This is a genomic window from Gelidibacter salicanalis, from assembly GCF_007997285.1.
Classification (GTDB): Bacteria; Bacteroidota; Bacteroidia; order Flavobacteriales; family Flavobacteriaceae; genus Gelidibacter; species Gelidibacter salicanalis.
This window is the reverse complement of sequence record NZ_VORX01000004.1, coordinates 370,663-385,104: the sequence shown is the minus strand read 5'-3', so window position 1 is coordinate 385,104 and position 14,442 is coordinate 370,663. Positions and strand designations below refer to the sequence as shown.

Here is a 14,442-nt window from a genome sequence, read left to right as displayed (position 1 = left end):
CATGCTAACATCATGTACAAACAATTTTGCTGAAACCAATGAAGACCCCAATCGTATTAACGAAATCAGTCCTGGAACATTGATTAATCCAATCATTTATGGCTTGGCCACACACAACGTCAACAGAAGTGCCAGCATTACCTTCGATTTAATGCAAGTTTCTGTACCGTTTCCTAGTGTATCAGGGGGGTTACATCGCTATGATGTTAGTCAAAACATAGGAAATTCATCATGGTACAATTACTATAAATGGCTTAATAACATTAAACAAATGCACTTAGCAGCCATTAATGCGGAAGACAAGAATTACGAAGCCATCGCTTTGACACTTAACGCCATGGTATATGCTAATTTAACGGATATGTTTGGGCCCGTTCCAATGACTGAAGCTGTCAAGGGTGATGAAGGTAATTTTTATCCAGCCTTTGATACACAAGAATTTATCTACAAAACCATCTTGGCCGATCTTGAAAAAGCCAATACATTATATGACACTACAAAAAATCTGTCCTACGCCGATGATATTCTGTTTCAAAATGACGTAAAAAAGTGGCAGAAATTCACAAATTCATTGCATTTGAGACTATTACTTCGTGTATCTAATAGATCAGAAACCAACGCTTTTCAGCAAATGACGAACATGATTAACAACCCTGATGTCTATCCTGTTTTCGAAAATAATGAAGAATCAGCGATGCTACAAGTTACAGGAGTGACACCTAACGTATCGCCATGGGGCAGACCTCAAGATTTTCGCTTGAGCGTAAAAATAGGAGAGTTTTTTATCGAGAACCTAAAAACACTTGAAGATCCAAGACTCCCTTTTATAGCGACAAAAGCTCAAGATAATGACAATGTTGATATAGGCTACAAAGGCATCCCAAGCGGTTATAATGGCCCAGAATCGCAATTTGAATTTAATGCGTCCACATTAAATATTGATCAAGTAGAAAACCCAATGCAAATTTTCATTTTAACGTATGCCGAAGTAGAATTTATAAAAGCAGAATTGGCACAACGAGGTTATCTAACGGGAGCAGAAACACACTATAAGAAAGGCATTACTGCGGCTATAAATCAATATGATACTGAAGTGTCGTCAACATACTTCGATAACGCAGCAGTTAAATATGATGGTACTTTAGCACAGATCATGCTTCAAAAATATTATGCGCTTTACTTTGTTGACTACCAACAATGGTTTGAATATAGACGTACAGGTTTGCCCAAATTACCTACTACAGATGCGATGTTAAACGACAAAGTGATGCCCGCGCGTTTCTACTACCCTACCAATGTTCAAATCAACAATGCTTCTAATTATGGAAAAGCTATTGAAATGTTAGGTGGCCCTGATGATATTAATACTACCGTTTGGTGGGATAACTAAATAAGTAAAAAAATGATGAAAACATATTTTATAATTCTAAGTACAACCCTATTAACCTTAGCTGTCTCTGCACAAAACAGGATCTCTGGTTATGTGTATCATGACCTTAACCAAAACAGCAAAAAGGAACGACGGGAAAAAGGGATTGAAAATGTTGCCGTTACCAATGGCGAGCAGGTAGTATTGACCAATGAAAATGGAATGTATGAATTGCCATTAGGTACCGATAATATCATCTCAGTTATAAAACCGGCAGGATATACTTTTGCAACCGATGAAAATAATCTTCCGCAGTTTTTCTATAATTACAAACCGAATGGTTCTCCAAAATCAAAATTTGAAGGGGTTTCACCTACCGGAAGACCACCTAAATCATTAGATTTTGGATTGATCGAAACTGAAGAACCTACTAATTTCAGCGCACTGGTGTTTGGTGACCCACAAGCTTATACCCTTGAAGAAATAGAGTATTTCAAAAAAGGCATTATTTCAGGGCTTGAAGGGATCAAAGATATTCGTTTCGGCATTAGTTTAGGTGATTTGGTTGGTGATGATCTGAGTCTGTTTGAGCCCTATCTCACCGCCGTAAAAAGAATTGGTATACCGTGGTACAACGTGTTAGGAAACCATGATCTTAACTTTGATGCTACAACAGACAAAATGAGTGATGAAACCTATGAAGCCCATTTTGGACCTGCCAACTATGCTTTCAATTATGGTAAGGTGCACTTTATTGTTCTCGACAATGTTTTGTACCCTGACCCTAGAGATTCTAAAGGCTATTGGGGAGGATTTCGCGCAGATCAATTAAATTTTATAGCTAACGATTTAAAATATGTCCCTAAAGATCATTTAATTGTTTTGGCCTTTCATATCCCACTAAGTGAACCAGATGGCGATTCCTTTAGGGATGAAGATAGAGCCCAACTTTTTCGTTTATTAAAAGACTATCCTAACACCTTGTCACTTTCTGCACACACACACATTCAAAAGCAGAACTTTTTTACCAAATCGGATGGTTGGTTAAGAGAAAAACCACATCATGAATACAATGTAGGTACTACGTCTGGTGATTGGTATTCTGGAAAACTAGATGAATTTGGAGTTCCTATTTCAACGATGAGAGATGGTACGCCAAAGGGATATGCATTTATCCATTTTGAGAATAGCAATTACACTGTTGAATATAAAGTTGCTGGAAAACCTAAAGCATATCAAATAGAGGTTTTTGCTCCCCAAGTCGTAGCTAAAGGCAGAAACACAAAAGCAGGCATATATGCCAATTTTTTTATGGGTAAAGAAGGAGATGTTGTAGAGTATAGAATTGATAATGGCGAATGGAAACCTATGACCTACGTTCTTGACTATGATCCTTCATACGCAGCATTAGTTAAGGAATGGGATACCAATCCTAATCTAATGGCTGGTAGACGCTCCTCAAACCCCATTATCAGCACGCATTTATGGCGAGGTTCTATACCTACAAAACTTGAAGTAGGCGTACACCGTATTGACATTAAAGCCACGGACATGTTTGGCAAAGAACATAGAGCCAGCAGTTCTTATAGATTGGAAAATCCTAAACAATAATACATAATTAAAAAACCAAGGGGTGCTCATTCTAACCGGGTTGAGTACACCTTAATAATTTTATCAGATGCAAACACTTCATAAACTAATTGTCTTACTCATAATATTCACCATAGGCTGTAAATCAAATAGTGATAAAGAATTACCATTAGAAACACAGAAAACGGAAGTCCAAGGCCATCGTGGAGATCGCGGAAATGTGCCTGAAAATACTCTCGAAGGATTTTTAAGCGCACTTCATAAAGGGGTAGATGTCATCGAACTTGATGTAGTTATCAGTAAAGATGGCAAAGTAGTTGTATCCCATGAGCCCTACATGTCTTCTTTATACATGTCCAAACCATCTGGCGATCCTGTTTTAAAGACTGAAGAGCTCAGCTATAACCTTTTTCAGATGACCTATGACAGCATCAAATCTTTTGATAGTGGCAGTAGAGGAAATATTAACTTTCCAGACCAAAAAAATCTAAAAACCTTTAAGCCGTTATTAAGTGATGTCTTAAATACCATAGAAAATGAAATTAAGGAAAAGAGGTTACCGCTAGTAAAATATAACATTGAGCTTAAATCAAATAAAAAAGTTTATGGCATATATCAACCCTTACCTGAAGATTTTGTTTCACTAGTTATGCAGATTGTCTATGACCACCATTTGGAAGATCAGATAACCATTCAGTCGTTTGATCCTTTCCTACTGAATATAGTTCATCAAAAGCATCCTCGAATTGAAATTGCATATCTCGTTTCAAATGCAGGAATTCAGAAAAATATGGGTCTATTAAATTTTAAACCTCAAATTTACAGTCCAAACTTCAAACTGCTCAAAACTCAAAAAATAATAGACTCCATTAAATCTCTACAAATGAAAGTTATCCCGTGGACAGTCAATAACGAAAAAGATATAGACCAGATGATCCTCTTAAATGTCGATGGAATTATAACTGATTATCCGGAACGCGTTTTGAAAGCATTACAATAATTATATAATAATTGCTTCCAAAGTCACACCGTTATCATCAGGCCTGATAATAAGGGGTTTTCTGAAGTATAAAAACATTGGAAGCGGTACCAAATGATAAAATGGAATTCTTATCAAGCGGACGCTATTCACGATTTTGGCTCGGTAATGAAGTGCGCGGACCCAGAGTAGCGAGAAGGGTTAACGAAATGGACAGCCAAAATTGGGGAATGTGTCCAAGACCTTCAGGAAGCGCCATGCCCGAAATGGAGCTTTTGGGAAATGAAGAGGCAATGTGCTGCATGTAATATGAAAATGGATTATTATCTCGAAGGAGGAAAACATACGGACTTCCTTTATAATTAGAGATTAAGAATTCAGAAGGAATTGGCTGAGTGATTTAAGAAAATTGAACTATTCACAGATTAAAAAAATCATCTAGATTAAGATGTCAAAGTAATGCTAAGCATGAATAATTATAACCATTGTACTATGATCAATGGTCTTTATTTTTTTTACACGTTCTGAAGTAGTAAAATCTTAAACCCGTTACAAATAAAATTACTGGAACAAATCCTGAAATAAAAACCAATATTCTCCCCAGCAATCCGGCCACTTCTCCAGTATGGACAGGATACATTTGTGCTGCAATTTGTTCGCTATGTGGGTCGCTGTCAAAAGAGGTAGCGTTAATGACTTTACCATTATGATCTACTTTTAATTCCTTAGTTCTTCTAAATCCGGGAACAATAAACCGATCCTTGATATACCTAAATTGATATGTTCCATTTGCATCTTGTGGAACGTAGATGGCACGGAGTGCATAGTTTTTGTCCGGATTCTCCAATAAGTATTGCAGATCCAAAATATTGCCAGTCTTCATTTTTTTTTCAGATTTAGTGTTTTCCGCTAAGCCATCCATCAACTTGAAACCCTCTTTATAATAAGTGTTATAAGTAAAATACCCACCAGAAAAAGCCATGAGGAGCAAAGGCATAAAAAAGAAAAATCCGAAGGTCTTATGTAGATCATAGTTAAACCGTTTCTTATTTCGTTTCCATTTAATTTTTATCCCTTTTTTTATATTTTTTTTATATTTTTTCCACCACATAAACATTCCAGACGTGAGAAGGAAAATGAAAAATAAAAGAGCACTTCCACCCACAATATATTTACCTACTTCAGGAATGCCTAGTGTTCGATGGATATTTAACAAATCTTCGAAAAAGGATATTGAAACAGACTTTTGACCTAAAACTGTTCCATTTTCTGGATGATAATAAAAGGTTTTACCATCATTATAGACAATGGAAATTGTTTGCTGTTCCCGATAAGGGAGAAAAATTTTAGCTACGGAATCCTTTTGGTTTTCATAAAGTGTCAGTGAAGTTTTTATAATTGATGCTTCCGAAATAGTATTGATAGCATCTACCTGGAGTAATTTTGGATTTAAAGTGGCCGTTATCTCAGGCTGCCATACGTACAAAGCACCGGTGAGTCCTGATATAGATGCTATAAGACCACATGACAACCCTAAATAAAGATGTATTTTCTTGGCTATTTTTGAGAAAAGCTTCACGTGTTAAGTTTAGTTGTATTAGGGAGTTGTTGCTTATACAATGAGGTATAGGAAACTGCCTATCTTTTTTAAAAATTATATGTGATCCCAATTCTGGCATTCGCGCCTTCCCCTACTGCGGTAAAAGATCTTAATGGTGCAGCCCACTGCGATCTCGCTGGCAAATAATACTCATTAAACAGATTGTTTACACCTAAAGAAATATCTAAATTATCCATTATTTCATAGCGCGCCGAGAGATTGACCAAGGTGTAGCCATTTACAGGAAATTCAGTATGTCTAAAAGCATAATTCCCAGCTGCATCCTGAAATGGATCAAATCTTTTTCGATCACTTAAGTTGATCACATTCAAAGTAGCACTTAACTTGCTGGCTGGCTTCCATGTAACATAGGCGGTTAACTTAGGAGCAGAAATAACATCTCCACCAACATAGCTCAAGTTATTTTCATCTCCTTTAGAATTCTTTAGTCCTTCTACATAGGAATATGATGTCCCTATTATCAATTTATTATTTAGAAACTTATATTCTATTGACAATTCCCCACCAAATATTTTTTGAGGCTGCTCAGACGGTACAAAGGAATTTAACTCATCACTAAATGAAACACCGGTACCTAGATTTGAAGTGCTATAGTACCCCACCGCTTCTAGGCGGAGATTATTGAATTTAGAAATAAACCCAAATTCATAATTATTGGTAACAGCCGGTTCCAATTGAATATTGTTAATGTTTTCAGCTACCGCAGATCTTAGGATAGAACCCAAATCGGCAATGGAGAAGCCTTGGGAATAACTGATGTACGGAATAAACCCCTGGTGTTCTATATACCTGACCCCTAAATTAAAAGCTATATTATTAAACGCCAGCGCCCCACCTTGAACGGCTATGGAAGGATTAAATTTACCGTCGCCTTTAGGAGAATATGGTAACGTGCTGTAATCTACAATATCCATTTTTAAATCGTCATACCGTACTCCTACTTTAAAAACCCATTTTTGATGCACCTTCAAGGTCGTCTGTAAATAAGGAGCCACGCCCATAAGTTCTATGTTTGGCACCCACAGCCTGCCATCTAATAATCCTTGATTAGTTTTGTCCTTTAATAAATCAAGACCGTAGATAAATGAAAGATTCATAACATTGTTAAAATTGAATCTGGTATTAAAATTTGGTCTCAGGCCATATTTTTCTGAATTGATTACAGATTGACCTCCATTTTCAAATTTATCAGAATAAAAGAAAATACTTTTGGCTTTTGAATAATAGAGATCGGTCTCAAAATCTGTAGTTCCAGAAAATATTGAATTTAAATTATATTTTAACCTTCCGTTTATCAATTGGGAACCTGTAGGTTCTTCTCCAGGAATGGATCCTGCCACACCATATCCGGGAGTTAATTGGAAGTCTCCTTCTTTATTTAATACCGAAACTTCTGCAAATACAGGGATAAAAGGAGAATCTTGAAGTGATTTGTAAAAATTGCCATTGAGGGTTAATTTTTGATTTTCAGCAAGTGCATATTCTAGTTTACCATAAGTACTATAAATATCTGTATTATCAAAACCGTAAGTTGGAAGAAGTGGAACCCCTTTTGCATCATATTTGTTTCCGGTTTGTTCTACACTTCCACTAACGTAGTAATTAAATTTATCTATTTGACCCGTAAGGGATTGATATACTCCATAACCCAGTGCTTCATCTGTTTTAGAGAGTTGAGAGGTGCCCCAAATATTGGTAGTTCCGCTTATTTTTTCAGCAGTATTCGGGTTTTTAGTAATATAGTTGATAAAGCCACCATTTCCTCCGTTACCAAATATTGAAGTTGCTCCTTTTATTACTTCAACCCGACTTATATCATTCGGGTTAATACTCTTAATTCCCAATTGTCCATTTCGCAGGGGAGTTGATTGAGGAATTCCGTCTACCATTACCAATAAAGATCGACCTCTTAAGGTTTGTCCCCAATTGGAAAAAGTCCCTGTGCTCACGCCCAATCCAGGAACGGTAAATGCGAGGATATCATTAATATTGGATGTAAGCTGTGCAAATTCTTCAAGTTTTACCGAATTTACGACGGTTACAGATGCTGGAATTTCGGACAGATATTCTGTTTGCCTACTGGCAGAAATGATTACTTCGTCCAAACTACCGAAATTCTCCTTTAAAATAGAATTGAAGGTTATCAACCCATCGGCAGAGAAATTTAGTTTTTCCTTTTTCGTATTGTATCCCATCATCCTTATTGTTACTGTCCAGGTTCCTTCTGGAATGTCTGATAAGGTGTAGAATCCATCAAGATCGGATGTAGTCCATTTTTTTAATTCTTCGACATATATAGTTGCACCAGGGATTGGTTCCATTGCTTCACTTGTAATTTGTCCATTAAGGGTAGACTGGCAAAATGTTTTTAAAGACATTAATAGAAGTGCAGTCAATAAACAGTATTTCATTATTCTTATTTAGATTAGTTAAAAATAGTGAGCAAATATAAATACTGCAAATTACCACGACAAGAAAAAATTAACTTTTTTAATTACTCAAGTTTCAGCTAATGGAAATCTCTATATGTATAGAAAAGAAAAAAAATACAACTCTTCTATTTTAAACGAGCGACAATAATACTATCTTTTTTAAGTAAATAAGCGGTGTTTTTTTAATTGGAAAAGGGGTTAATAGAATAATATTGAAATAAGAAGATTGAATCTCCGTAATGAAAGAAGTTTACTAATGCAAAATTCTAAGAGAATATTACTGTATTATAAACATAAGTAGGACTAAGATATGAACGAAGTAAGAACCCACTAATTTTTGACTATATCATTCTTATAGTAATAATCAGATTTGCCCGATGATAACAAAATATATTACGAATTTTGACCACCCTTTAATTTTCAGTACATTTAATAAAACATTTATACATCTATTAGTGCTGCTCAAACAAGTGATTCCCCCTCCCTTTATGCACAATATTGATGCAGTTAAAAAAAACAATGTTTAATAAGGAATATGCCCTGGATGTATAGCAAATTCGATCTGATTGAAAGATTTGATGACAAATGGCTTTCAGAAGCAAGAAGAACACCATAAAATAATTGATAGTTCTTATTATATAAAATCATTGTTGTCCGATAAAGAATCAAGACCGCTGCGCTGTTAGAATAAAGAATTGTTTGCAACTAACTGACAAACAACGATTATTTAAATTAAAATCGCACATTCCCTCTGGGTAGAAACAGTTTCTAAAATGCAAGGTCTCATTTCGGAAATCTTATAATGTCCCTTGCTTTAAATGAGTTTGTTAATTTATTATTTATTTTTATCGGACACTAATGATATAAAATATAAACACTTAAAAATTTAAGAATATTTGAAAAAGGTTCTAACTATCGTTTTTTACGTGATTTCAGTATGTGTGGCACTTTTTTCTATACTTTCCATATTCAGAAATTCGGAAATTCGATATATGAAAATGCTTGATTTCCCACGCATCCAATTTTTTATCATATCAATTATCTGCATCATAGGTCTTTTTATATTTATAAAGAAATGGAAATTATATAATTATATACTCATTATAGGTCTTTTAAGTGGGTTATTTATAAACAGCACATTTCTAATTAATTACACAAGTCTTGTTGCTGTAGAAGTATCAACGGCAAAAGATGTGAAAACTTCTGACCAAGCATTCAGTATATTATTGTCAAATGTTAAAATGACAAATAGAAAAGTAACGCCATTAATTAAATTAATAGAACTTAAAAACCCAGATTTTATTTTGGCTATGGAAGTAGATACATGGTGGGACACAGAACTAAAAGTCTTGGAAAATGACTATCCATATTCTCAACATACCATCAATGACGTTACGTACGGCATGGTTTTATACAGTAAGTTCCCCTTAGAAAAGGTAGAAGTCAATTATTTAACGAATCAGAACGTGCCCTCTTTTGAAAGTACTATTAACCTTGGCGAAGGTAAGACTATAGGTTTCCATACTGTCCATCCAGTTCCACCAACACACTTTAAGAATTTACCTGACAATGCAGGTCAACAAGAAAATGCGCTAAAAAAATTAGGAAAGGTAATTGAAGGAAGAAAATTCCCGACCATTGTGGCTGGAGATTTAAATGACGCAGTATGGTCATATATAGATGAATTAACTGGAACAAAAAACGTCCTTTATGATGTTAGAGTTGGTAGAGGCTTCTTCAACAGTTTTAACGCAGAGAATTTTCTTATGAGATGGCCATTAGATCACATTTTAGTAACTGAAGAATTTCGTTTGAAGAAATTGGAACGCCTACCAAAAATTGGATCAGACCATTTTCCAATTTATGTGGAATTGGTAATCATATCCAATCTACCAGAGGCCACGGGAGGAGCACAAGAAATTTCTAATAATAAAATGATAGGACAGGATTAGCATTTAGCCAGTTGAGCAATAAGTCGAATGGAACAATTTTGTTTGTTCAGTATGTCCTTTTTATTATAGAAAATTATAATTGAAAATCCTTAAACTGTTCTGGTTATTAATATATTATACATAATCTCTAAAATGCGTATTATAAAACCATCTCTACATTTCTCATATTATTCCAAACCTTTGGTCTTTATACTTTTTATTTGCTGGGGTGGTTTAGCGCAAAGTCAAGAAATCGATCTTCAATGGAAACCTCGAAAAGATATCAATTCCGGTTTACCCTCTTCCATCAAAGTTTATGAAACTTATGGTAGATTACCCGATGGTGAACCCCTTAGAGCAATGTATGCAGAAATAGATCTCAATGACAACAATTTAAAGTTCAGATCTATAGGGAGTAATAGCTATAGAGAAAACACTGCAGAAACCTATCAAAAAGGCAACGCAATTTTAGCGATAAACGGAGGCTATTTTACCAGTAATTCTTCGGTAAGTCTCATTATTGAAGATGGAGAGGTAATTTCAAAAGGTTTGCACACCAAACCTCGAGGTGCATTTGGAATCAGAAACGGCAAGCCAGAAGTGACTTGGACTAAACCAGCATCAAATGGAAATTTCGTATACAAATTAAATACTATCGATGAAGAAAATCCTAGTGAAAAATGGTCAGCTACGCAAGCCGTCGGCGGTGGTCCTGTATTGCTCCTAAATGGTCAATTACAAATGACCGCCAGTGAAGAAGGTTTTGCAAATAGCCATACCATTCGTCACCCACGGTCGGCCATTGGATATAAAAACGAATATACAATCATAATTTTGGTGGTTGATGGCAGACAGGAAGCTAGTTCTGGAGTAACCATTCAAGAACTAGCCAGAATAATGAAAAACTTAGGAACGACATCAGCGGTTAACTTAGATGGAGGCGGTTCATCGACCCTCATAGCTTCCAATGAAGTCGTCAATGTGCCTGTAAACATTTCGGGTGGTGATCGCAATAATCTACGCAGAAATGCCGGGGCTCTCATTATTTCAGAAAATGTTCCATCAAGATTAGAAAAACCGATTCATTTTGATACGGAAGCGGCAACGTATTATGAAATTGGTATTTGGAAAGACAGCAAGTTATCAAATTATTATGGAAATTCGGTTTCGCGAGTTGCCGTATCGAACTCAATGAACAGTGCCGTTCACAAATTCAACAACATTAGTCCTCAAGAATATCAATTAGGCGCTTGGTTTAGTATAAATACTTCAGACAATTCCGATGAAACGAAGTACATTCTGCACCGTTCAGCAATAATTGATACCATAAGAGTTGATCAGTCAAGTCTCGATAATTTAGGTAAATGGACTGTTTTAGGCCACTTTCAATTGAAATCAGGAGATTCGTTAGAGATTCGCAGCACTAATAGCCAGCAGTTTATTAGCGATGCCATTCGATTGGTTCCCATCAAGGATATTCCAGAAGTTCCTAAACGAGGAGATTTCCGAATTGCCGTGATTTCTGATCTTAACTCCGGACTTGGTGCTATTAATTACGAATGGCAGGTTGATAGTATAATTCAGAGGATTCCTAATATTTGGGATCCAGATTTAGTAATATCTGGTGGTGATTTGGTCGCAGGCATGGGAATTTCAGAAACTGATCATTTGCAAAAGATGTGGGATGGATTTTCAAAGCATATTGTAACACCACTACACAAATTAGGCATTCCATTCGCTTTCACATTAGGCAACCATGATGGACCACGTAATTATAAAGTAGAACATGATTTTACGAAGGCTTATTGGAAAGAAAATTCCAATAAACCCAAACTAGATTTTGTAGATGACAGTCATTTTCCTAATTATTATTCGTTCAAAAAAGACGGTTTGTTTTTTGTTTCGTGGGAAGCCTCCTCTTCTATTATAACTGAGGAAAATTTGGAGTGGATGGAACAACAATTCCAAAATCCTGAAGCAAAGAATGCTAAATTTCGTTTTGTAGTGGGACATATGCCTTTGTATAGCATTGCACAAGAACGGGACTCAAAAGGTGATGTACTAGAACATCCTGAAAAATTACGAGCACTTCTGGAACGCTATAAAGTGCACACTTACCTAAGTGGGCATCAGCATGCTTTTTACCCGGGAAAACGCGGAAAACTTCAACTGCTTAACTCGGGAGCTGCAGGGTCTGGGGCACGTTCATGGCTTACACAGGAGATGCCACCCATCAACACAATTACGATCATGGATGTTTTTTATGAAAACAATGAAATCATCTATACCACCTATGATATCAAAAAAGAAAAAGCTTCTGACATGGAGGTTCTTGATATTCGAAAATTACCCTCAATTATTTTTGGAGTGAATGGATATATTTTGCGTAGTGATCTTAAAAAATTTAAAGAAGGAAAAGGTAAGCTACATTCGATCAATGAAGAGGATAACCTTGCAAATTACGGCGAATTTACGGCAACAATTGAAAAGAAAGAATTACAAATATCTGGAAATTTTAAGCTTCCGAAATCCCGGAAATATCAAACTATAGAGATTGGAATTTTTTCAGGAAGACATCACGAATCTGGAACCCTGATACAAAAGTTGAAAAAAGGGAAGATGAAAAAAGGAAAAACATATTTCTCGGGAACAACACCACTTACCGAAACACTGGAAGATTTACTTGCGGTTGGAGCTGTCCATATTAACATTACGACGACGATTGATAGTTTGCGCGGACAACTTTATCCGTCACATAATAAACCTCCTGAAAAGCCTTTCATTACCTCTCACCTACCGCAGAATACTTATGGGGTCCGGGACATAAATGTACTAAGTTCCGTAAAATGGAGTAATGCCACAGATCCAGACGGTGATTTTGTAACCTTCATATATCAAATAGCGCTAGATAACGCATTTTCAAAAGTGGTATATCAAGAAAAAACAGGTCGTAATTCAAAATTAAAAATTGAAGAAAAGAAATGGTTTCAGTTGCTTCAAGATTTGAAAATCGGCCAAACAAAAACATTTTATCATCGGGTGTTGGCCACTGATGGCAGTCATATTATAAGTTCAGATAGTTTACAATTAACATTACTCAAGTCTGACGAAAAATTAACTGACTTCGCAGAAGTGGCACCTCCAAATTATAAATTCAAGGAAAAAATACTCAGCACCGGTGCCGGTTATGGCGCGCTATGGGATAATGATCACAAAATTTGGCTGGCGGACTATACTACTGGGTTGCACATTAAAAATTCCAATGGAGATTCGGCACAGTTCTCACCGCTTACCACTGTGGATATTGAAGGAAGGCATTATGCACTGCACCCTGTAAATGGTATTGGAAAGGATCTGGACGGCAATATATTGGTAAGCATCAACAGGCACCTCATTAAAATTGACGCAGATACTGGTCAGGGCATTGCGGTATGGGAAGTACCCAAAGGAAAAAGAGCCATTACAAGCCCAAGAGCCGCTGACGATGGGTCTGTTTTTGCAATGTCATTATTTGGAGATGATCCTAATTATATATTAAGACAAAATGGCTCTAGTTTTGACCTTATTAATACGGTAGCATTGGAAGGTCGCATCCTATCTCGAACCTTTGATATGAGTGGTGACGGACGGACGTTCTACTTTCCAGATCCCGGTAGTGGGATAATCCAAATGTATCACAGCAAAGATGGCAAAACTTATAAAAAAGGAGTTGATATAAAAAGTTTAAACGGAGGCTCCAGTGCGATACAAGTTCTAGATAAAGCCGTTTATGCTGCAGTGCGATCGAGCGGGATTACACCTTCGTCCTTTCATTACCGTAACCAAAAAAATAAGGAAATGTGGACCTTGGACTTACCAGAAGTCCAAGGAGCTGAACCACGAGGAATAGGTGTTTCTCCAGATGAAAAGTTTCTGATTTTCTGTAGTTATGATAAAGGAGGTGGTTATTATTTATTTCAGTTGCAAGAATAAAAACTAGCTATTTATTTGATTCAAAATAAGTTGACTCTTGCGAATCAGCACTAGTTTCTGATCATATTCGCTTATTCCTCAAAGAATAGGCTAATGCCTCACTCTCTATGTCGTGTTGCGATTGTCGCTTGTTTTGAAGTAACCATTCTACAAGCTTGCGCCTCTCAAAGAAGAGCATTTTGCAGTTGGGTTTGGAGTGTGATATTTTCCCTGAAGAGGTCAGTTTGTAGAGATAGCTTCGGGATATACCTGTATAATCACAGGCTTCGTTAAAGGTCAAAACTTCTTTTTGTCCGACCATCAATTTTTCTAAACCATCCAATCGTTCAATTAATAATACAGTGTTCTTCTTTAAAATTTTTAATGATTAATGTGAACAAAAGCGCTTTTGTTTTCCCTTATGGAATGATGGAAATAAAAATATAAAAAGAAGCTGTTGATAGGAAAAATAATCGATCAAATTTATACACAACAACCTATTAACCAACAATTTAAACTAAATGAAGATAAATAATTTGACGGGGATTTTATTTAATTCCCAATGCCAT

The 14,442-nt window shown here is 36.0% G+C and carries 8 protein-coding genes; 5 read left to right on the top strand and 3 right to left on the bottom strand.

Annotated elements, in window-relative coordinates:
- Position 1 precedes the first annotated feature (1 nt).
- From ES711_RS10895 to ES711_RS10885, 3 genes are all read left to right on the top strand, one after another.
- Positions 2–1,390 (top strand): SusD/RagB family nutrient-binding outer membrane lipoprotein, encoded by a 1,389-nt coding sequence (locus tag ES711_RS10895; RefSeq protein WP_246139180.1) that lies wholly within the window; start codon positions 2–4, stop codon positions 1,388–1,390.
- Positions 1,391–1,405: 15 nt separating this feature from the next.
- Entirely contained in the window at positions 1,406–2,980 is a 1,575-nt protein-coding gene (locus ES711_RS10890) for a calcineurin-like phosphoesterase C-terminal domain-containing protein (protein ID WP_211363070.1), read from the top strand.
- 67 nt (positions 2,981–3,047) lie between these two features.
- Complete coding sequence (locus tag ES711_RS10885; RefSeq protein ID WP_146893321.1) at positions 3,048–3,959, top strand: glycerophosphodiester phosphodiesterase family protein; 912 nt, start codon at positions 3,048–3,050, stop codon at positions 3,957–3,959.
- Between the two features lie 475 nt (positions 3,960–4,434).
- Here the strand turns inward: ES711_RS10885 and ES711_RS10880 are convergent, their stop codons facing one another.
- Together ES711_RS10880 and ES711_RS10875 are read right to left on the bottom strand one after the other, a co-directional pair.
- On the bottom strand, positions 4,435–5,517 hold the full coding sequence (locus ES711_RS10880) for a PepSY-associated TM helix domain-containing protein (protein WP_146893320.1): 1,083 nt from the start codon (positions 5,515–5,517) through the stop codon (positions 4,435–4,437).
- 68 nt (positions 5,518–5,585) lie between these two features.
- Entirely contained in the window at positions 5,586–7,970 is a 2,385-nt protein-coding gene (locus ES711_RS10875; RefSeq protein WP_146893319.1) for a TonB-dependent receptor, read from the bottom strand.
- A 1,262-nt stretch (positions 7,971–9,232) separates the two neighbouring features.
- On the opposite strand from ES711_RS10875, the gene ES711_RS10870 reads away from it, so the two are divergent.
- Positions 9,233–9,943 carry an endonuclease/exonuclease/phosphatase family protein gene (locus tag ES711_RS10870; RefSeq protein ID WP_246139179.1) on the top strand — a complete coding sequence of 237 codons (711 nt, stop codon included), beginning with the start codon at positions 9,233–9,235 and terminating at the stop codon, positions 9,941–9,943.
- A gap of 132 nt (positions 9,944–10,075) precedes the next feature.
- A complete protein-coding gene (locus ES711_RS10865) occupies positions 10,076–13,894 on the top strand; it encodes a phosphodiester glycosidase family protein (protein WP_146893317.1) in 3,819 nt (1,272 codons plus the stop codon).
- Between the two features lie 61 nt (positions 13,895–13,955).
- Here ES711_RS10865 and ES711_RS10860 read toward each other — a convergent pair whose 3' ends face one another.
- Positions 13,956–14,195 carry a helix-turn-helix domain-containing protein gene (locus tag ES711_RS10860; RefSeq protein ID WP_146893316.1) on the bottom strand — a complete coding sequence of 80 codons (240 nt, stop codon included), beginning with the start codon at positions 14,193–14,195 and terminating at the stop codon, positions 13,956–13,958.
- Positions 14,196–14,442 lie beyond the last annotated feature (247 nt).